We start from the raw sequence: 20,938 nt of genomic DNA on the forward strand, positions 1-20,938 counted from the left end.
ACGCGAGTTACTACATCTGTGAAAGCAGATTATTGTGACGGAATGGAAAGGAGCGGATTATATGAAAACTATCATAACGATTGGACGTCAGTACGGAAGCGCCGGACATTCCATTGGTAAGATTTTAGCGGATGACCTGGGAATTAAGTACTATGACAAAGAGCTGCTGGAGAGAGCAGCAAAGGACAGCGGATTATGCCAGGAATTGTTCGAAAACCACGATGAAAAACCAACCAACAGCTTTTTATACTCTCTGGTTATGGACAGTTACTCCTTCGGCTATGGATCTACCATGATGGATATGCCGCTGAACCAGAAGGTATTTCTGGCACAGTTTGATGCCATCAAGAAGATTTCGCAGGACGGTCCGTGTGTCATCGTAGGCCGCTGTGCAGATTATGCACTGGAGGAAAATCCGAACGTGCTGAGCATCTTTATTAAAGCAGATATGCAGGATCGCATCCGCCGTATCGCAAAGCTGTATGATCTTTCCGATGCAAAAGCAAAAGACAAGATCACAAAGATCGACAAACAGCGTGCAAGCTACTACAATTACTACACCAGCAAACGCTGGGGCGAGGTAGACAGCTACGACCTGTGCCTGAACAGCAGTGTATTCGGTATCGATGGAACCGTAGATATGATCAAACAGGCAATTGAAGTTAAAGAAGCGGGAATCCGCAAGATTTTCAGCACCTGATCAAAACAGAACATAGGAGAAACGACCCTCCTCTTAAAAATAAGAGGAGGGTCGTTTTATGAAAGGATTTTAAAGATGAGAATTGTTATACAACGTGTAAAAAGAGCAAGTGTTTCGGTGGAAGAGAAGGTTGTCGGATCGATTCAGAAAGGTTTTCTGGTTCTGATCGGTGTCGGCCAGGGGGACGATGAAGCAACAGCAGACAAGTATATGAAAAAACTGCTGGGACTGCGTATTTTTGAAGATGAAAATGGAAAGACGAACAAGTCCCTGGCAGATGTGGATGGACAGCTTCTGATGGTTTCACAGTTTACCCTGTATGCCAACTGTAAAAAAGGAAACCGTCCAAGCTTCACGGAAGCAGGCGAGCCGCACAGAGCAGAAGAACTGTATGAATATATGGTCGCGAAAGCACGGGAACAGGTTCCTGTTGTCGAAACGGGAGTGTTCGGGGCTGAGATGGAAGTATCACTGGTGAATGATGGGCCGTTTACGGTGATCTTAGAGGATCTGTAAATAAAATTTTCTTGTTTGCCGAATCGGTAAAACAGAACGTGGTTTGCGAGATCTGTGAAACCTGTTTTTGTCTAGAGATAGTGTACCATCATCGGACTGAATTGTTTGTATTTATATAGTTTACATAAAATGATTATGTGAACTTGTGAAGAGGAGAAAATCTTTTATGCCGCAATTTGACTATCAGCAGCTGTGTCACTTTGTCCTTCCGGAACAGGGGGGACTGTCGGTGGAAACAATTCTAAAACGTTTTCTGCACCTGACACCACGTGAAATCCGCCATGCCAAATATATTCCGGATGGAATTTAGAAAAACGGTGTTTCCTGCCGCACGAATGCAGTCGTTCAGACTGGAGATACAATCACTTTTCGATATGAGCAGAAGTGTCCCCACCTTTCCGAAGATCAGGTTCTGCCGGTATCAGGTGATTCTGCCGGCGTACGGATTCTCTATGAGGACAGTGATCTCTGTGTCGCAGACAAGCCATCCGGTATGGTCTGCCACGCTTCCCACGGCCATTATTCCGATTCCCTGACACATGCTGCCGCATCCCTGTTAAAAACACCGACAGCGCCTTCTGAACTCCGCTGCATCGGCCGTCTTGACAAAGATACATCGGGTCTGGTACTATTTGCAAAGAATCAGCTGGCTGCTGCCAGACTGTCCCGGCAGCGGGAGATCGGCGCGCTGAAAAAAGAATACCTGGCTCTGGTACACCATCCCTTTTCCGAAGAAACGCAAAAAGAAACCATTCGTCTTTCCATGGAGCAAATTCCAGGAGATGACCCTGATTCTTTCGATCCGTCTGGGAAACGTATCACTAAAATGCGTATCTGTAAAGAAGGGAACGGCCTGTGGGCTACTACACACTACGAGGCTGTCCTTCAGGATCCTTTCTGGGCCGTCGTGTGCTGCCGTCTGGAAACCGGCCGCACGCATCAGATCCGTCTTCACATGGCATCTATTGGACATCCACTTTTCGGAGATCCGCTCTACGGAGTCCGCGACGGCGGTACCCGTGCCGCGCTCCATGCCTGGAAACTGCACTTTCTGCAGCCGATGACAGGAGAACCAATTGATCTGGAAAATATTCGAACGCACATGTTCGATTAAATATATTTGAAGTATAAGGAGAACATTTTATGGAAGAACAGAAAGAACACAAACGCCGCGTCCGCTACAAAGGCACACATCCGCGGAATTACAATGAGAAATACAAAGAACTGAATCCGGAGAAATATCAGGGGACCATTGAGCATGTGATCCAAAAGGGAAGCACACCGGCCGGCATGCATATCCCGATTCTCGTAGATGAAATCCTCGATTTTCTCAAGATCGAGCCGGGACAGAACGGACTTGATGCAACACTCGGATACGGCGGCCACAGCTCCCGTATGCTTGCATGCCTGCAGGGAAAAGGGCATCTCTGTGCGCTGGATGTCGATCCGATCGAGATGGCAAAAACAAAAGAACGACTGGCCGCGCAGGGGTACGGCCCTGAGATTTTAACGATTCTTCATCAGAATTTTGCCAATATTGATCAGGTTGCTGCCAAATACGGCCCCTTTGACTTCATTCTGGCGGATCTTGGTGTTTCCTCCATGCAGATTGATAATCCGGAGCGCGGCTTTTCCTACAAATATGATGGACCGCTGGATCTTCGCCTGAATCCGGAGGCAGGAATTTCCGCGGCCGAGCGTCTGCGCACGGTTGCACGCGATGAACTGGAAGGCATGCTCATTGAAAATGCCGATGAACCGTATGCAAAAGAAATTTCCCAGGTTGTTACGCGGGCACTTCGGAAAGGAAAGAAAATTGACACTACGTTTGCACTGCGTGATCTGATCGCTGAAGCACTGGATTTTCTTCCGAAAGACGAGAAAAAAGAAGCCATCAAAAAATCCTGCGCCCGCACCTTCCAGGCACTGCGGATCGATGTAAACAACGAATATGAGGTTCTGGAAGCATTCATGGAAAAACTTCCGGATGCTCTTGCTCCGGGCGGCAGAGCGGCAATTCTGACGTTCCATTCCGGCGAAGACCGGCTTGTGAAAAAGTCCATGAAGGGACTGTATCAGATCGGTATTTATTCCGAATATTCAAAAGAAGTCATTCGTCCTTCCAAAGAAGAATGCATCCGCAACAGCCGTGCAAGTTCAACGAAAATGCGCTGGGCAATTAAGGCGGAGTAACTTAAAAAAAAGCAGGAGAGAAGTCGTCTCCATAAAAAAGAGGAATCAACGAATGGGATATAATCCCTGTTGATTCCTCTTTTGGTTTCTGATATGTTTTTATTCCTCATGCTCCGGCATGGACTCCCGCAGCCGTACCGCTGTGGCAGCCTGACGGCGCCTTGCATCGTCCATGGCAGCATAATGTTTCTTCGTCGTATTGACATCCTTATGGCCGAGAACATCTGCAACAAGATAAATATCGCCTGTTTCCTGATACAGCGTCGTACCGTACGTACTACGCAGTTTATGCGGCGTAATTTTCTTCGTTGTCGTCACCTGGGACGCATATTTCTTCACCAGATTTTCCACCGTCTTGACGTTGATCCGTTTTCTCTGCGCCGAATAGAAGAGTGCGTGTTCGTGTCCTGCCACAGGTGTAATACCTGCGCGGACTTCGATATACTTTTTCAGTGCCTCGGCAACTTCATCTCCAAAGTAGACAAACATTTCATTTCCACCTTTTCGAAGCACTTTGATGCCATTGTTTTTAAAATCGACATCCTCAATATCTAACCCGACACACTCCGACACACGGATTCCCGTGCCAAGCAGAAGAGTAATGATTGCAAAATCACGTTCCTTTGTTTTTTCATAGTAGGCCCGCTGATGATTGCTCAGCCCGTCGCCGCAGGATTCAATAAAATCGAGAAGCTCCGCAACCTCATTTGGCTCCAGACGGATAATTTCTTTTTCGTGGAGCTTCGGCATATCGATAAGCAGCGTAGGATTTGTCTCAATCAGTTCCTTTTTGAAATAATAGGAATAGAACGTCCGAAGTGCCGACAATTTTCGTTTCAGGCCTTTTTCCCCGTTGGTGGTATAAGATTCCTGGGAACCGATATAAGCCTTTAAATATTCTGTGTATTCCTCAAGATCAAGTGCAGTGACCTGGTCAAGCACATCAACGGACATCTGATCCATGGGAATTTTGGCAAGTTCCGGATTTTCTTTCTGCAGATACTGAAAAAAGATCCGAAGGTCATATGCATATTTGATCCGGGTGCTGGTCGATGTCGTTGTGCTGATGCCGCGGAAAAATTCGGAAGTAAAAGAGGGAAGCGTCTTCAGAACCTCGCGGAGCTTCAGTGTATTTTCCATATCGGTTTGTTCGTGATACGTAATTTTTGATTTCATAACTGCAAATGAGCCTTTCTAAACAGAAAAACCGGGAAAATGAAAGAAGTATTTCTTCTATATAACTATTCGGGAAACGCAGGTTTTTCGAATAGTTGAAGAGTTACTTTCAGAAATCACCGGTTTTTCCTCTGAAACCGCCGAATTTTACAGGCCGATTTCTTGTTCGTTTTTTCGCAACATTTTTTATTTTCTTCTTTTATTTTTCAGGATAAAAATCTTAATACTCCAATTACCTTTCCTACGATCTGCAGATCATTCACAAGGATCGGATCCATCTCATCGTTTTCCGGCTGCAGGCGGAAATAACCGTCTTCCTTGTAGAATGTTTTTACTGTAGCGGAATCATTGACCAGAGCGACAATTTTTTCTCCATTTTCCGCAGTTGCCTGTTGCTCCACAAGAACAAGGTCACCGTCTAAAATACCTGCATTTACCATGCTTTCGCCCTGTACCTTTAAAAGGAACGTTTCTGCGTTTGGCAGACGGTCTACCGGCATCGGGAAATATCCTTCAATATTCTCTACCGCAAGAATCGGTTCTCCGGCAGCTACTTTGCCGATCAGCGGAATCTGTGCAACCTCACTCTGGGATGCGGTGTCTTCCGATGCAATTCCCTGGATTGCACCAAGGCGGCCGGTATGGAATCCTTCATCGCAGATTTCAATGGCTCTCGGTTTTGTTGCATCTCGTTTGATATAGCCTTTCCGCTCCAGTGTTTCCAGATGTGCATGTACCGAGGATGTAGAACGAAGGGAAACCGCTTCGCAGATCTCACGCACAGACGGCGGGAATCCTCTCTGCAAAATTTCCTGTTTTAAATATTCGAGAATCTGTCTCTGTTTCTCTGTCAGTTTATTTTTGTCTCCAGCCATCGTATGTTCCTCCTGTCGTTTCGTTTTTTATATGAATTAGGGTAGTCCCCTCTTTCTATACGATATTTGCTTAAAATATACCAAATAAATTTTACCATAAATCCCACCGGAACGCAAACAAAAGTTTCGAAAATTTGTTCGTATTTCGTATTGACAAACATACGTTCTTTTATTATAATGAACATATATTCGAAAGAACAAATGTTCACGTAGCACAACTACTCTTCTATCACAAATCAAGGGGGAATTTTACATGAGTACCAATGCAAAGAAAAGAAAATCACTGAGAGAAAGACTAAAAATCCAGAGAAGAAAACTGCAGATCCGCGCAGCCGCCGCTCTCCTGTCTCTGGTTGCCATCACATTTCTTTTAATCTTCCACTTCACGCCGCAGAATACGCAGGCAGACAGTGAGCCGAAAGCTCCAACCTACAAATACTACACCAGTATCCGCGTTTCTTCCGGCGATACACTGTGGGACATCGCCAAAGAATACCGTACAGAAGAATACTCCGATATTTCCAGTTACATTGCTGAGGTCCGTGAGATCAATCACCTGAGTTCCAACCAGATCACGGACGGTATGTATCTCTGCATTCCGTATTACTCCGAGGAGTATAAATCATGAAATTCAAGAAATACTTTACATAATTCGGTTATGTAAACAAAGTAAAAAAACAGCTTCCAAAATGCACGGAACCTTCTAAAACAGCATGTTCGGGAAGCATGGTTTACCAAATAAAGAATGAATGTGAAAAGCAGAAACGTCCCGCAAATGAAATTTCTCATCTGCGGGACGTTTCTGCTATCTTATGCTTTTTTTAATCCTCTTCAATATGCTCCTGTCCCTGTGCGATGATTGTCCGTACATGACCATCTGCAAGAGAGTAGAACACCGATTTTCCTTCTCGTCTGCTCTTTACCAGCTTATTCTGCTTCAGAATGCGAAGCTGGTGAGAAATTGCGGACTGTGTCATGTGCAGTGCTTCTGCCAGGTCGCAGACGCATACCTCTGCCTCAAACAGGACAAACAGGATCTGGATCCGCGTGGAATCACCAAATACCTTGAAAAGCTCTGCCAGATCGTAAAGCTCTGTTTCATCCGGCATGGTCTCATTGACAATCTTTACCAGATTTTCATGAACCTCACAGGAGTCACAGCACAGATCAGCTTCTTCCGGATTGATTTTTGCCATTTTGTGTCCTCGTCTTTCTATAGATTTTTCACAAACAGAGCACGAATTGCATTCAGAACCGCCAGAATCATAACTCCGACATCTGCGAAAATTGCCATCCACATGTTAGCGATACCGATGGCTCCCAGAAGCAGGAACAATACTTTGATACCAATTGCAAAATAAATATTCTCATAAACAATGTGAATACATTTTCTGGAAATGTGAATTGCTTTGGAAATCTTGAGCGGATCGTCGTCCATCAGAACGATATCAGCTGCTTCAATTGCTGCGTCGGAACCAAGTGCTCCCATCGCAATACCGATATCGGCACGGGACAGTACCGGTGCATCGTTGATGCCGTCACCTACGAAGGCAAGTTTTTCTTTTTCTGTCTTTGCGGCAAGCAGCTCTTCCACTTTACTTACTTTGTCACCAGGAAGCAGTTCGCTGTAAACTTCATCAATTCCAAGATCTGCAGCTACCTGATCGGCTATCCGCTTGGAGTCTCCGGTCAGCATAATCGTCTTTTTAATACCGGATTTCCGCAGCGCCTGAATCGCCTCTTTCGCATGCGGTTTGATCATATCACAGATCAGGATATGTCCGGCATACTTGCCGTCTACAGCAACATGGACGATGGTGCCGACGCTGTGGCAGTCGATATAATCAACGCCAAGGCGCTCCATCAGTTTTGCATTTCCGGCAGCGACATTTTTACCGTCTACCTTTGCTGTTACACCGTTTCCGCTGATCTCTTCGATATCCGTGACACGGCTTCGGTCGATCAGTTTTCCATATGCTCTCTGCAGACTCTTGCTGATCGGATGGCTCGAAGCACACTCAGCAAGTGCTGCGTATTTCAGAACATCTTCCTGACTGATCGTATTGTGGTGAATACCGGCTACTTCAAAGACACCCTGTGTCATGGTACCGGTTTTATCGAATACAACGTATTTGGTCTGGGAAAGTGTTTCCAGATAGTTGGAACCTTTCACCAGGACACCTTCATGGCTTGCGCCGCCGATACCGGCGAAGAAGCTGAGCGGAATACTGATGACCAGTGCACAAGGGCAGCTGATAACCAGGAAGGTCAGCGCACGGTAAATCCATACGCTCCACTCAGGAGCGGCACTTAAAAACAGCATCCGTGCCAGCGGCGGCAGGATTGCCAGCGCCAGCGCACCGTAGCAGACGGCCGGTGTATAGTATTTCGCAAATTTGGAAATAAAGTTCTCGGATCTTGATTTCTTGGAGCTGGAGTTTTCCACAAGGTCCAGAATTTTGGATACGGTGGACTCTCCAAACTCTTTCGTTGTTTTTACTTTAATCAGACCGGACATATTGATACATCCGCTGATGACTTCGTCTCCCTCCCGGGCGTCACGCGGAACACTCTCTCCGGTCAGGGCACTGGTATTCAGTGTGGTGTTTCCTTCTTCGATCACACCATCGATCGGAATCTTTTCACCAGGCTGTACAACGATGATTGTGCCAACCTCAACTTCATCCGGATCAACCTGCTCGAGTTTTCCGTCTACCTCGATATTTGCATAATCCGGGCGGATATCCATCAGTTCGCTGATGTTCCGGCGGCTCTTTCCGACAGCATAGCTCTGGAACAGTTCGCCGATCTGGTAAAACAGCATAACGGCTACGCCCTCCGGATACTCGCCAAGCAGAATGGCACCGACCGTTGCAACAGCCATCAGAAAGTTTTCATCAAATACCTGTTTGTTCAGGATTCCCTTCCAGGCCTTTTTCAGGATATCGTATCCGATGACCAGATAAGGAACCATAAAGGTTGCAAATCGCACATAGCCGGTTGTCGGCAGTACCGCGCAGAGAATCAGAAGAACCGATGCAACGATGACGCGGATGAGAACCTTTTTCTGTTTCTTATTCATACATATGCCTCCTTTGTTCTTAACGCCGGATGAAAAAATCCAGCATTTCATCCCAGAGATTTACAGATCCAAATCCGCTGCTCCAGAGAGAAAATACTGGATTTTTCTCGAGCTGAACCGCAGACAGGTTTTAGAATCTATTCTGCTCCAGCTTTTTCTTCCATCCGCCGATGAAAGTTTTTTATTTTAGAGGAAGATCTCGCAGTCATCCTCAACTTTTTTGCAGTTTTTCAGAACATCCTGCATAACGCTCTTTGGATCCTGTCCGTCTTCGAACTCAACGATCATTTTGAGCATCATAAAGTTTACGGTAGCATCCTTTACACCTGCTGTGTTTTTTGCAGCCTCTTCCATTTTGTTTGCACAGTTTGCGCAGTCAACATCGATCTTATACGTTTTCTTCATCGCTTTTGATCTCCTTTTTCATTTTCACTGTTCATATGAACATTTATTCATATGTTTGTTTTTATTATAGCACCAGTGATGCAATTGTCAATGGAAAACTGAAAAAAATCAAAAAATCTGCCCGTCGGATTTTTTTGATTCCTGCGGGCAGATAGATCTGTTATTTATTTCTCATAAAGAAACGTTATGTTCTGCTATTTTTCACTTTTCCGAATCACAATCTGTCCGAACCGTGCACATCCGTCCAGAACCTCTATTTTCAGAATGCCTTCTCCTGTAACGGTACCGAGTGTGAACCGTTCGAGTGTGTTCGGTGCTGTTTCATATGCAAAATATGGATGAATATCCGAAGTTACTTTCTCACCGGCAGGAGGCATTACCCCTTCAAAAAGAGTCTCTCCCTGAATAGCTGCCTGTACCTTCACCTCTTTGTCTGCACAGTAAGTTACAGAAACGGTATAGGTTTCTTTTTCACGGATTGTATAGGAAGCATACTCTCCTGCGCCCAGCTGAAGCTGTACATGATCTCTCGGATGTTTGATCGGACCCGGTGCGGCAAACCCGGCCGGTTCAGGATGATATCCTTTTTCATAAACCAATTCAAACCGGTCATACAGACGATATCCTGCAGCATTCGGAAGATCACTAAGACCACGGTGTGAATCCATCGGCAGCGCGTTGTAGCCGATCGCCGGGATCTCAAAATTGCCCTCTCGAAGCAGATAAGGATGATACTGCGTATTTTCTTTGCATTTATCGACCGCCAGGCATTCCAGGTAGCTGTCCCAGATGGCCTGCGCATGCTCGTAGGACGGTTTTGCAGCTCCATTAATTGCATAATCGGTAATCAGATGCCATTCATCCGGAACATTAAAGTTCAGAATCGAAGCACATCCTGCTCCCTCTACCGTTTTCCAGCACCACAGATTATAACCGGCGTGGTACTCGGCAAGAATCTCATACATCGTTGTCTGCCATGCGTGCTCATTTCTTCCTCCTGTCTCGCCCATCCACAGGCAGATCTTCTGTTCCCGGCAGGTACGGAGAACGCTGGCAAGAGAAGCTACCTCCGGAACAACCATCTCATACGCATGAAGACTGATGCCCCAGTTGTGGTATTCCGGGTCAAACTCATGATCAAAGAAATATGTAAGAGAGGAAAACTGTGTACCATTCAGCAAAAATAAGTGTTTCTGGTCGATCTTTCTGCAGCGGCGGATCATTTTCTCGTAAAAATAGACCAGCTTCGGTGTCAGCTCCTCGCGGCGCGGCGTCATGGAGATCGGCTCGTTGATACAGTCATATGCGCCGATGATCCAGCGGTCTTTGTATCTTCTCATAAACTCTTCCATCAGAAGAAACATCCGCTCCATCGATTCTTCATCGTCATACAGATGCTGTCCATTGTCCACGCCGTCATCACACGGAATTCCGGACTGGCCTGCCGTTGCCGCATGGAAATCTACGACAGCATAAACCTGATACGTCTCACACCAGTCGAGAACATCATTCAGCATGGCAAAGGAATCTTCATTATACGTAATCCCCGGCTCCTCATACAGAAAGCTTCCTGCGCGGATCGGCAGACGCACGGAATTGTAACCGCGTCTGGAGAGAAGTGCAATATCCTCCTCCGTCAGATACAGCCGTCTCCAGCGTTTCCAGAACTCCTCCGCATATTTCGTTCCGCAGGTCTCCCGTAGAATCTGGTCCATACTTCTTCCACGGTCCATGCGTCCCATCGGCGCATATTTTCCAGGCTCGAACAGTCCAAAGCCGCTCTGGGTGCCGAGCATAAATCCTTCCGGATTATCCCAGTTTCCCATGCCCCAGCCGCGGAGAATCACCTCTTCTCCGAAATCATTCACAATAATACCGTCCTGATTGTGCAAAAATCCCCTTACACGTTCTTTGTCATAATACCCCATACAAAAATACCACCTTTCCGCAGAAGCCTTCTGGTTCTGCGCTTTTTCTTCTATTATAAAAATTTTGGTTTTCTGTGTCAAGAAATAGATTTTTACTATTTTCAGGGAAAAAACATGATATTTTTTTTAAAATTGCTTGACAAACCGAAAAATGAGACTATAATGCAAAGTGTTCAAAAGAAAAAAGGGATCAGAAAAAAGCAATGAGCAGGACAACATTTTTCGGGTGAGCCTTTGCAGAGAACCATCGGCTGGTGCGAGATGGCAGGTATCCCAAAGAACAATCCCCTGTGAGCTGTACAGACGAAACCAGAAATGGAAAGTAGTCCGGACCGGCCTCTCACCGTTAGCAGAGAAGAGATTCACCGGAAAGTGTATCAAATGGTTTCGGGGATCTTGTCTGAGTGATCGACCAAAAGAAACAGCCGATAATTAGAAGTGGTAACGCGGAGCGTTTTTTGAAAGCTTCGTCTTCTTGCATAAGTCAGGGAGACGAAGCTTTTTTTGTTTCCAAGCATACCAACACAATTGCCTTTTCCCTTTTCTTTTTCCATTTGAAATCCATGTAAACTGGAAATATCATTTTTGAACGAGGAGGAATTTTATTATGAACACGTTGGTTATTGTACTGATCGCCGCCGTATGTCTGATAGCAGGTTATACCTTCTACGGAAGCTGGCTGGCAAAGAAATGGGGCATCGATCCCAAAGCAAAAACACCTGCCGTTGCAAAAAATGACAGTCAGGATTACGTCCCTACCGATGGATGGACCGTATTCGCCCATCAGTTTTCTTCAATCGCAGGTGCAGGCCCTGTCACCGGTGCCATTCAGGCCGCTGTCTTTGGATGGGTTCCCGTCCTTTTATGGATCCTGATCGGCGGTATCTTCTTTGGTGCTGTTACCGATTTCGGTGCGCTGTATGCGAGTGTCAAAAACGAAGGAAAATCCATGGGACTTCTCATTGAGAAATACATCGGCAAAACAGGAAAAAAACTGTTTCTTCTCTTCTGCTGGCTCTTTACACTGATCGTTATCGCCGCCTTTGCAGATATGGTTGCCGGAACATTTAATGCTTACGAAACGGTTGACGGCGTCACAAAGCTTTCTGCCCAGGCAACTGTAAACGGCGCTGCCGGAAGCATCTCCCTTCTGTTTATCGCTTTTGCTGTTGTCTTCGGACTGCTCCAGAAAAAACTGCAGTGGAAAGGCTGGAAAGAAATGGTACTCGGCCTTGCATGCACCGTTGCAGCTTTTGCAATCGGCATGAATGTACCGCTTGTAACAAGCAAAGCAACCTGGACTTATCTGGTATTTGCCTACATCTTTCTTGCCGCTGTCCTTCCGATGTGGCTTCTGATGCAGCCGCGTGACTTTATGACAACCTTTATGTTTGCCGGCATGATCCTTGGCGCTGTTGTCGGACTTGTTGTTGCACACCCGAAAATGAATCTTCCAATGTACACCGGTTTCCACAATGCGGCATCCGGAGATCTGTTCCCGATCCTGTTTGTCACCGTTGCCTGTGGTGCTGTTTCCGGATTCCACAGCCTGGTATCGTCTGGAACCTCTTCGAAAACCATTGCGAATGAAAAAGATATGCAGAAAGTCGGATACGGAGCTATGGTTCTGGAGAGCCTGCTTGCCGTCCTCGCCCTCTGCGTTGCCGGTGCTGCTGCTTCTGCAGACGGTACGGCTGCTGTCGGAACGCCATTTGCGATCTTTTCTTCCGGTGTTGCCGGATTTCTGGAAATGTTCGGCATCCCGGTATACGGAGCACAGTGCTTCATGACGATGTGTGTATCGGCGCTGGCACTTACCAGTCTTGACTCCGTTGCACGAATCGGCCGTATGTCCTTCCAGGAACTGTTCACTGTCGATGATATGGAACATGCTGCCGGATGGAGAAAGCTGCTCTGCAATAAATATTTCTCTACCATTGTTACTCTGCTCTGCGGCTACATCCTGACCCAGATCGGATATGCCAATATCTGGCCGCTGTTCGGAAGTGCAAACCAGATGCTGAGTGCACTCGTTCTGATCACGCTCTGTGTCTTCCTGAAAGTCACCGGCCGTGAAAACAGAACCCTGTTCCCGCCGCTCATCATCATGCTCTGTGTCACCTTTACCGCACTGGTAGAGCGTGTCATTGCACTTGTAAAAGCGTATGGAGCAGGAACCGCTGTCTTCCTCGTTGAGGGACTGCAGCTCATCATCGCCATTCTGCTGATGGTTCTTGGTGTCATCATTGTCATCAGCTGTGGAAAAGAACTGTTCCGGAAGAAAGCGGGACAGGAAACGAAATAATATAGATGTTTCTTCAAAGAGCTTCCTAACGTAAAACGCCGTCAGACTACAACAAGTCTGACGGCGTTTTACATGCCATAGTTTTTTACGAAACAATTGCCGCCTTGGTCGCACCGATAATCGGGGAGCTGACTCCCTTCGCCCATTGCCATGCCAGTGCGGTCATACATTCAGGGCTTCCATTGTTTCCTCAATCGGAGTTTCGTAGTCAAAACGGTGAATGATATACAGATCCAGATAATCTGTTCCCAGCCGTTTCAGTGTACCGTCAATCTCTCTGTGAATGGCTTCTGCCGACAGATTGCCAAAATTTTACTCCGTATAATACTGTGCCTGCGCATTCCAAAGCTCATAGTATTTGCCGTTTGTATCCACAAATCCCCTGTTCCATAAGGTAGCATCCAGATACTTCGGGATCTCCCGGTTGACCGCCATAAAGGTTAAATGCCCCCGGCTGTCCTGCTGTAAAAGTGACATCCTCCACCACCTGTAGAGGTGGTGGAGGATGTCACACTTCATGACCTTATTCCTTCTCCGGAAACATACTCTTCAACAGATGCGTTCCCGCTTCCGTCCGAAATACTTTTCTGCAGAAATTTTCAATCGCCTGTTTTGAATATTCGCTCTCGCCGGCATTGACCAGAAAATCGGCTTCCAGCAGGATCTGGTAATCCATTCCCTCTACATTTGTATAGGTATGATGATGCGTAACCAGCCATGTGATGCGTTCGACATCCAGTTCTCCTGCCGGTACATCTTTGAAAAATTCTGCAACGAGCGGCGCACTTTCCTCTTCCTGATGCTTTCCGCTGGTATTTCCGTATTTTTCCCGACACAGCGGGCAGGCAATATCATGGACAACAGCTGCCATCTCCAGCGTTTCCTGTGTTTTTGGATCCAGTCCTTCCGCCTCGCCGATGTTCTTTGCAAAGGCCCATACCTTCAGAAAATGATAAATATCATGAATATTTCCCTTATAAAAATCTGTCATTTTTTCAATTGCAGCAGCAATTTTCATATCGTGTTTCCTCCTTCGCATCCTGTCTTTCTTCCCATTATATCACATGTTTCACGCATTTGAGTATCAGATTATCATCTGATCTTATCACAAAATATGCAAAAACAGGAGGCAGAACCTGCCTCCTGTAGCTTTTTAACACTATGATGTTCTTTATGCCAGCGGTTTTCCTGTCAGCATCTCATATGCCTGAAGATATTTCTCGATCGTCTTGTCTACGATTTCCTGCGGCAGAGTCCAGTCGTGGTTTCCATCGTTGGCTTTGAGCCAGTCGCGCGCGAACTGTTTGTCAAAAGATGGCTGACCATGGCCTGGTTCATAACCATCTGCAGGCCAGAAGCGGGAGCTGTCCGGAGTCAGCATCTCGTCGCCGATTACGATATTTCCGTTTTCATCAAGACCAAACTCAAATTTTGTGTCTGCAATGATAATGCCTTTGCTTAAAGCATAATCGGCACATTTTTTATACAGAGCGATGGTGTAGTCGCGAAGCTTCTCTGCATACTCGGCTCCTTTTCCCGGGAAGTATTTTTCCAGATGGGCGATGCTCTGCTCATAAGAGATATTTTCGTCATGATCTCCGATTTCAGCCTTTGTGGACGGAGTGTAGATTGGCTCAGGAAGCTTGTCAGATTCTTTTAATCCTTCCGGAAGCTCGATGCCACATACTTTTCCTGTTTTCTGATAGCTTGCCCAGCCGCTTCCGGTAATGTAGCCGCGGACAATGCACTCGATAGGAAGCATTTCCAGCTTACGGCACATCATGCTGTTTCCGTCAAATTTCTCCTGCTGGAAAAATTCCGGCATGTCTTTTACGTCTACAGAGATCATATGATTCGGAAGGATGTCTTCTGTCAGATCGAACCAGAATTTGGACATCTGGGTCAGAACGGTACCTTTTTTTGTTACCACATTGTTCAGAATGACATCAAAACAGCTAATACGGTCGGTTGCTACCATGATCAGGCTGTCGCCGTTATCATAAATCTCGCGTACCTTACCCTCTTTGATTGGCTTTAATTCTTTCATCATGAATACCTCTTCTTTTCGTATAGGATAGTGAACGGAATTACACCCGATCCGGTGAAATTCCTTTGACACCTTTACCCTACACCACTCCTTATAAATTGTCAAGTATTTATTATTAACACTACTAAATAAAACAGGCAAAATGATTGCTGCTCCGGTGCGCAAAAAAGTGCTTCAGGCGTGTGCAGTTCTCCTTTTGCGAAGCAAAACTTTTCATGATGGCTGCGAATGAGCAAATAAAATCGGCCGTCTGCCTTCCGAAAAATAAACAGTTGGCCGATTTCTTTCTTTTATGCGAAATGGAAACGGAACGTATAGCTATATCTTCCCTTGCATACGCGATATTCCGGATGGATGTTTTTCGTCCAGCCAGTATCTCCGCCAAGGCCTGCGTGTGCTGCATCCAGGATCAGCCAGGTTCCTGTCGTCTGCTCCGGAAGTTCTTCCTTATATGCGGCTTTTCGATATTCTGCCATAGAATATGGAAGCGCACTGAAATGGAAATCATCACTGCCTACAATCTGAACGGTATGTGTTCCATCTGAAAGAACGGCAAATCGCGTATCCTCATGGCCACCGCATTCGCAAGGTACTACAAACGGAACGTGCTGTTCTGCTACAGAAGATGTATAAAGTCCAATCAGTGCTGCGTCTTTTCGGTCTGCATACGTCTCCCAGGGACCTTTTCCATACCAGCTGAGCGTATCAAACGCTGCAGGAAGGCAGAACGACTGTCCGACTCTTGCGATGGTCTCAAGGCCGCTGTTGTTTGTTACTTCGTTTTTCAGCTCCATTCCCTCACTGCCGATGCGATACAGAGTATGAGCGGTAAAGAGTACTGCGTTGTCCGGCTCCGCGGTATAGGAAGCCTGCACTTCAAGAAGCACCTGATTTCCGGCACTGACAGCCGATACTGACTGTACTTCCTTTTTCAGACGATCCAGACCTTCCGCGCGCCAGATATCATCGTAATCACTTTCATGGGTTCCCTCATCAATACCGGTTGGGGCACGATAAAATTCATCTTTTCCGCCGTTCATAAAAGAAACGCTCTTTGCCTGATATCTGGTAAATTCACCTGTCTTTTTATCAAAGATAATTTCGGTCTCTTCGCCGGTGATGCGAACCTGATTTTCATCCTCCGCTACGGTCAGTGGTTTCTCCACAATCGTTTTCTCGTCTGCCAGATAAACACCTGTAGTAACCGGAATCTGACGGCGGTATAGTTCTGTTCCCGCCGGGGCATAGAAGGTATCTTGGGCAAGCTCAACGTAATAATTTACATACGCCTCGCCATGCAGTTGTTCCGGAAGCTCCGGAAGCGGAAGCGTCTCTGTTGTTCCGGCTGCCGTGTAAAATGCCGGATAGCTGCCTTTTGCAAGCGTTTCGCCGTTCTGCACAATTTCATAGCGCACCTGCAGATGAGAAAGATCGAGGGTATGGTAGCGGTTTGCCAGCACCCATATAGTTTCGCCGGTATATGGATTTTTCACCTGCTCAATCGTAACCGGGGACTGGCCGTTTCTCACCTCATAGGCGCCCGGTTTATAGGAAAGATCGGCAAAGACAACACCATTCAGACACATATCCGGAACCGGATCGGTCACATCCTCTCCGAACGCTCCGCCGTAGCCGTATTTGATATTTCCGTCCTCCTCGTGGATCGCAATCGCCTTGTCCGCGAAATCCCAGATAAAGCCGCCCTGGAAACGCGGGTATTTATTGACATAGTCCCAGAACTCCTTGAAGTTTCCGTTGCTGTTGCTCTTTGCATACGCATATTCGCACATGATGAACGGGCGGAGATCGGAATCGTCTGCCATCACATCCTCAAGCCAGCTCATCGTCGGATACATCGGGCAGATAACGTCGGAAATATTACTCTTTGGGTTGCCGGACTCATACTGAACGTATCTTGTCTTGTCGTATTCGCGGATCCAGCCGTGCATCGCGGCATGATTCGCCCCGGCACCTGATTCATTTCCAAGGGACCACAAGACGATGGAAGGATGGTTTTTATCACGCAGTACCATACGGGTTGCACGCTCCAGATAAGCGGCTGTCCACTCAGCGGATGCACTGAGCTGTCCGCCGTAACCGTGCGTCTCAAGATTTGTCTCATCGACAAGGTAAATGCCGAGCTCGTCACACAGATCATACCATTTCACCGCGTTCGGATAATGGCTGGTGCGGACGGCGTTGAAATTGAGACGTTTCATCACAGCAATTTCTTTTCGCATCTGCTCCTCAGAAACGGTACGTCCCGTCTCGGCGCAGAAATCGTGGCGATCTACGCCGCGGATCACAAGGCGCTTGCCGTTCAGGGTCAGAACGCCGCGGCTGTTGATCTCCACCTGGCGGAAGCCGACTTTGCAGCTCTCGATATCAACCGTCTCATTCTCGTTGTTCTGCAGCTCGACAACGAGGGTATAAAGTGTCGGGGTCTCTGCAGTCCAGAGTGCCGGGTTCTCTACAGGAGCAGTAACGGTTGCGATGAATTTCGGCATCAGATAGAAGCCGCACTCAGAAAACGGTCTCGAAGCCATCTCGGTTACTTTGTTCTGTTCTTCGTCATACAGCGTCACTTTGGCATGATACTCGCCGTACAGCGGTTTGGAGTTGTCCGGCCAGATCGTGACAGAGAGAGTAGCTTTCGTGTAATCCGGGTGTGTGAACAGTGTCTCTGCCTTGTAGTCCAGGATGTGCTGCACCGGTTTCGATACGAGGCGGACATCGCGGTAGATACCGGACAAATGCCAGTAATCCTGATCTTCCAGGTAAGTACCGTCACAGTAGCGCATTACCTGTACAGCGAGGGTGTTCGTTCCCTCCTGCACATATTCGGTGATGTCAAATTCCGCGTTCACTTTGCTGTCCTGGGAATACCCCACCTGTTTTCCGTTGACCCAGAGATAGAAGCAGGACTCCACACCGCCGAAATCGATGAGAAGCTGTCGGCCGATATAGTCTGTTGGAACCTCAAAGGTTCTGAAATAGCAGCCAGTCAGATTTTTCTCCGGTACGTACGGCGCATTCAGCTCGTAGGTGCCTTCGGTAATCTCGATCTCAAATGCTTCGCCGTTTGCCTCCCGTTTGAACGGATACAGCATATTGGTGTAAACCGGCTTTCCATATCCCTGCAGTTCCCAGTTGGACGGAACCGGAATCGTATCCCACGCTGCGTGATCGAAATTCTCTTCATAAAATGCTTCCACCGCTTCCGGTGACGGATAGATTTTGAATTTCCAGTCTCCGTTCAGATCCATTACAAAGCGTGACGCGTTCCGCTTTCCGGCGAGCGCCTGCTCTACCGTCTCATATGCACCGTACGGCGTATGCATCGGATAACGATTTTTCTGCGTTATATACTGATTTTCCCAGTCTCTTGTCTGTTTCATGTTCTTGAAACCCTCCTTGCCTTTGCTTTCGCATTTTCCGACTGCCTCTCTTCTTTTTATCCAGATTGGTGTTCCTTTTTTACTTTCCTGTGATATAATACATCTGTGGATTTTCAGAAGATTCATGCAGTTATCTTATGATTCAGTATAAAACACTGCACGTGGATGAGAAATAGTTGATCTGGTGTTTCTTTTATCCAAAATGGGAAAGCAAAGGAGAAGTCGTATGATACCGGAACATCTGCTTGCAAAAATAGAAAAGAGCGATGTTATCTATCGCTGTATTGGAAATGAAATGAAGAACGGGATTCTGGCGTGCGGTTTTATGCGGAAAGAGACGGCGGACCGCTCGCAGTATCATTTTTCGAACGAGTATTACAGCTGTTTCGTGCTGCTGCGCGGGAGCGGGGAATATATTGCTGAGGACGGCACCTCCTATCCGCTGCAGGCGGGAAGTCTGGTCCAGCGTCTGCCGGGTGTGCCGCATTCCACACGCGTAGACCCCGATGGGAAATGGCTGGAATTTTTTATCTCGATTGGGAAACCGTTTTTTGATTCTTTCTGCTCGCTTTCGGTTCTGAACCGGGAGCCGGTGTTAAAGGCAGAGCTGCTTCCCGGCGATCTCGAGCGGTATCAGAAGCTTCTGCAGTCGTTAAAGGCCACACCGGACAGTCTGCTGCCTTTGCGGATTCCGGAGATGGAAAAAGAGATTCTGCGAATGTACGGCTACCATGCGCACCGGGTGAATCTGCAGCGGGATCCGATCGAGGCCGCCTGCGATATGCTCTCGCAGAATCTTGATGAAGAAATTTCTCTCGAAGAGCTTGCCCGGTCACTCCAGATCGGTTATGAGACGTTTCGAAAAGTATTTAAAAAACAAACCGGCGTCTCTCCTGCACGGTACCGCACCAGGAAGAAAATGGAGCAGGCCCGTATTCTTCTCGAGGGCGGCGTACCGATGAAGGAAATTGCCGGTCTTGTCGGATATGGCGATGTCTATGCGTTCAGCAAGCAGTTTTCCCGGTTCTTTGGATTCCCGCCTGGAAAGTACCGCGCACGTCTTCACACGGATGCGCCGGATTTAGAACAGTTTTAAGATATCGTCCACGGTTTTACGTTTCGGCTTGTCCGGGTTGATGGCACGGTAGCCGACAGCAATGACAGCACCAAGGAGCTCATTCTCCGGAATGGCGAGGGCTTCACGGATAGCTTTCTCATCACGGATTCCCATAATCAGAGTATCAAGGCCGAGTTCTCTTGCGCGCAGAATGAAGTTTTCGTCATGCAGGCCGAGATCGTAATAGCCCCAGCCGTTTCCGACTTCATTGTCCGGTGTTCCGTCCTGCGTGAAGCCGGAGCGGTCTTTTACGAATGCTGTTACGACAAGTGCGGCTCCCTTTGAACTCTTCTGATTGAATTCTGGAAGGCATTTTGCGGAAAATTCTTCGACTTTCTCCGGTGTTACAAGGGCATAGTACCGTGTTGTCTGTGAGTTTTTCCAGGATGGTGCCTGAATCGCTGCCTGTACGATCTCCTGGATCTGCTCTGCGGTTACGTGTTTCTCCGGATCAAACGCGCGGATGCTTCTTCTTTCTTCCAGCAGTTTTGTAAATTCCATGGTGTATATCCTCCTTTTATTTATAAAGCCTCGTAATCTTCCCGTGAAAAACGGTGATACGTCAGGCCGAATTCATTTTCTTCGACACAGTAACAGTATTCATCCACAGACGGGTCTGAAAAAGAAAATACATGGCCCATCTCATGCTCCTCGGATGCGTTTTCTTCCACGGTAGTATGCATTTTCTCTGCATAGGAAGAAAAGCAGTTTCGAACCTGTTCCATTGTGTTTCCAGGCGTTGTGATCACCTGCAGAAGGTTCTGCAGGAGCTCCGGAACAGGAATTTTCCGCTCGATATAAGAACATCCCTCCTCCGGGATTTCCATGCAGTAGCGGTCCTTGACCGCTGAAATCGCAAGTGTTCCAAGACGCGGCTGTACTTCCTTACAGAACGCGGCAAGTGCCGCATCCAGGTCTTCTGTTTCGTCTAAAGAGAGGGAACGGCGCAGGGACTCCGCCGGGTAGTAGAGCTTCATCGTACCGCCCTCATAGCCGATCTTCACCTGCCATTCCCGAATCGTATCGGTAATATGTTTTTCCAACAGTTTTGCTGTCATGTTTTCTAAGTCACCTCCATTGTGCTGCATGTGCAAAAAATACAGTATTATTATCGCATGAATTGGGTGTTGTGTGAACACTTAATTTTTTGTTTTTTACAAAAAGAAAAGAATCACTTTTTTTACTCCTCGAAACGG

At 47.1% G+C, this 20,938-nt stretch carries 20 protein-coding genes and 1 pseudogene; 8 read left to right on the top strand and 13 right to left on the bottom strand.

Annotated features, from left to right (window positions below):
• Positions 1–61 precede the first annotated feature (61 nt).
• From I2G42_RS00195 to rsmH, 5 genes are all read left to right on the top strand, one after another.
• Complete coding sequence (locus I2G42_RS00195) at positions 62–700, top strand: cytidylate kinase-like family protein (RefSeq protein ID WP_117508930.1); 639 nt, start codon at positions 62–64, stop codon at positions 698–700.
• A 75-nt stretch (positions 701–775) separates the two neighbouring features.
• Positions 776–1,216: a D-aminoacyl-tRNA deacylase gene (gene dtd / locus I2G42_RS00200; RefSeq protein WP_022462865.1), complete on the top strand. Its 441-nt coding sequence runs from the start codon at positions 776–778 to the stop codon at positions 1,214–1,216.
• 166 nt (positions 1,217–1,382) lie between these two features.
• Positions 1,383–1,526, top strand: a complete 144-nt coding sequence (locus I2G42_RS00205; RefSeq protein ID WP_195530602.1) for a hypothetical protein — start codon at positions 1,383–1,385, stop codon at positions 1,524–1,526.
• A 135-nt stretch (positions 1,527–1,661) separates the two neighbouring features.
• Positions 1,662–2,330: an RluA family pseudouridine synthase gene (locus I2G42_RS00210; RefSeq protein WP_330611262.1), complete on the top strand. Its 669-nt coding sequence runs from the start codon at positions 1,662–1,664 to the stop codon at positions 2,328–2,330.
• A 29-nt stretch (positions 2,331–2,359) separates the two neighbouring features.
• Complete coding sequence (gene rsmH / locus I2G42_RS00215) at positions 2,360–3,409, top strand: 16S rRNA (cytosine(1402)-N(4))-methyltransferase RsmH (protein WP_022462867.1); 1,050 nt, start codon at positions 2,360–2,362, stop codon at positions 3,407–3,409.
• A gap of 99 nt (positions 3,410–3,508) precedes the next feature.
• Here rsmH and I2G42_RS00220 read toward each other — a convergent pair whose 3' ends face one another.
• Both I2G42_RS00220 and lexA read right to left on the bottom strand, forming a co-directional pair.
• On the bottom strand, positions 3,509–4,585 hold the full coding sequence (locus I2G42_RS00220) for a tyrosine-type recombinase/integrase (protein WP_022462868.1): 1,077 nt from the start codon (positions 4,583–4,585) through the stop codon (positions 3,509–3,511).
• Between the two features lie 206 nt (positions 4,586–4,791).
• Positions 4,792–5,460 (bottom strand): transcriptional repressor LexA, encoded by a 669-nt coding sequence (lexA, locus tag I2G42_RS00225; protein WP_055217843.1) that lies wholly within the window; start codon positions 5,458–5,460, stop codon positions 4,792–4,794.
• A 253-nt stretch (positions 5,461–5,713) separates the two neighbouring features.
• Here lexA and I2G42_RS00230 point away from each other — a divergent pair, with 253 nt between their 5' ends.
• Positions 5,714–6,088 (top strand): LysM peptidoglycan-binding domain-containing protein, encoded by a 375-nt coding sequence (locus I2G42_RS00230; protein WP_195530604.1) that lies wholly within the window; start codon positions 5,714–5,716, stop codon positions 6,086–6,088.
• A 193-nt stretch (positions 6,089–6,281) separates the two neighbouring features.
• Here the strand turns inward: I2G42_RS00230 and I2G42_RS00235 are convergent, their stop codons facing one another.
• The 4 genes from I2G42_RS00235 to I2G42_RS00250 form a co-directional block, all read right to left on the bottom strand.
• Positions 6,282–6,656 carry an ArsR/SmtB family transcription factor gene (locus I2G42_RS00235; RefSeq protein ID WP_055217845.1) on the bottom strand — a complete coding sequence of 125 codons (375 nt, stop codon included), beginning with the start codon at positions 6,654–6,656 and terminating at the stop codon, positions 6,282–6,284.
• A gap of 17 nt (positions 6,657–6,673) precedes the next feature.
• Positions 6,674–8,542 carry a heavy metal translocating P-type ATPase gene (locus tag I2G42_RS00240; RefSeq protein ID WP_055228147.1) on the bottom strand — a complete coding sequence of 623 codons (1,869 nt, stop codon included), beginning with the start codon at positions 8,540–8,542 and terminating at the stop codon, positions 6,674–6,676.
• Positions 8,543–8,728: 186 nt separating this feature from the next.
• Positions 8,729–8,947 carry a cation transporter gene (locus tag I2G42_RS00245; RefSeq protein ID WP_055266075.1) on the bottom strand — a complete coding sequence of 73 codons (219 nt, stop codon included), beginning with the start codon at positions 8,945–8,947 and terminating at the stop codon, positions 8,729–8,731.
• A gap of 194 nt (positions 8,948–9,141) precedes the next feature.
• Positions 9,142–10,875: a glycoside hydrolase family 5 protein gene (locus I2G42_RS00250; protein ID WP_195530605.1), complete on the bottom strand. Its 1,734-nt coding sequence runs from the start codon at positions 10,873–10,875 to the stop codon at positions 9,142–9,144.
• A 607-nt stretch (positions 10,876–11,482) separates the two neighbouring features.
• On the opposite strand from I2G42_RS00250, the gene I2G42_RS00255 reads away from it, so the two are divergent.
• Complete coding sequence (locus tag I2G42_RS00255) at positions 11,483–13,180, top strand: carbon starvation CstA family protein (protein ID WP_195530606.1); 1,698 nt, start codon at positions 11,483–11,485, stop codon at positions 13,178–13,180.
• Between the two features lie 168 nt (positions 13,181–13,348).
• Here the strand turns inward: I2G42_RS00255 and I2G42_RS00260 are convergent.
• The 5 genes and pseudogenes from I2G42_RS00260 to I2G42_RS00280 all read right to left on the bottom strand — a co-directional run.
• A pseudogene (locus I2G42_RS00260) lies at positions 13,349–13,492 on the bottom strand (aldo/keto reductase); the annotation flags it as partial.
• Entirely contained in the window at positions 13,493–13,657 is a 165-nt protein-coding gene (locus I2G42_RS00265) for a hypothetical protein (RefSeq protein ID WP_022462877.1), read from the bottom strand.
• Positions 13,658–13,703: 46 nt separating this feature from the next.
• Positions 13,704–14,198, bottom strand: a complete 495-nt coding sequence (locus I2G42_RS00270) for an HD domain-containing protein (RefSeq protein WP_117508936.1) — start codon at positions 14,196–14,198, stop codon at positions 13,704–13,706.
• 153 nt (positions 14,199–14,351) lie between these two features.
• Positions 14,352–15,227, bottom strand: a complete 876-nt coding sequence (locus tag I2G42_RS00275; RefSeq protein ID WP_055217859.1) for a phosphoribosylaminoimidazolesuccinocarboxamide synthase — start codon at positions 15,225–15,227, stop codon at positions 14,352–14,354.
• Between the two features lie 290 nt (positions 15,228–15,517).
• A complete protein-coding gene (locus I2G42_RS00280) occupies positions 15,518–18,625 on the bottom strand; it encodes a glycoside hydrolase family 2 TIM barrel-domain containing protein (RefSeq protein ID WP_195530607.1) in 3,108 nt (1,035 codons plus the stop codon).
• A 226-nt stretch (positions 18,626–18,851) separates the two neighbouring features.
• Between I2G42_RS00280 and I2G42_RS00285 the strand changes: the two genes are divergently transcribed.
• On the top strand, positions 18,852–19,721 hold the full coding sequence (locus I2G42_RS00285) for a helix-turn-helix domain-containing protein (protein WP_173858991.1): 870 nt from the start codon (positions 18,852–18,854) through the stop codon (positions 19,719–19,721).
• Here I2G42_RS00285 and I2G42_RS00290 read toward each other — a convergent pair.
• Together I2G42_RS00290 and I2G42_RS00295 are read right to left on the bottom strand one after the other, a co-directional pair.
• Positions 19,707–20,243, bottom strand: a complete 537-nt coding sequence (locus tag I2G42_RS00290) for a nitroreductase family protein (protein ID WP_173858989.1) — start codon at positions 20,241–20,243, stop codon at positions 19,707–19,709. The genes I2G42_RS00285 and I2G42_RS00290 overlap by 15 nt on opposite strands.
• A 20-nt stretch (positions 20,244–20,263) precedes the next feature.
• Positions 20,264–20,800: a DUF3877 family protein gene (locus tag I2G42_RS00295; protein ID WP_055266095.1), complete on the bottom strand. Its 537-nt coding sequence runs from the start codon at positions 20,798–20,800 to the stop codon at positions 20,264–20,266.
• Between the last annotated feature and the right edge of the window lie 138 nt (positions 20,801–20,938).

The organism is Fusicatenibacter saccharivorans, from assembly GCF_015557635.1.
Lineage (GTDB): Bacteria > Bacillota > Clostridia > Lachnospirales > Lachnospiraceae > Fusicatenibacter > Fusicatenibacter saccharivorans.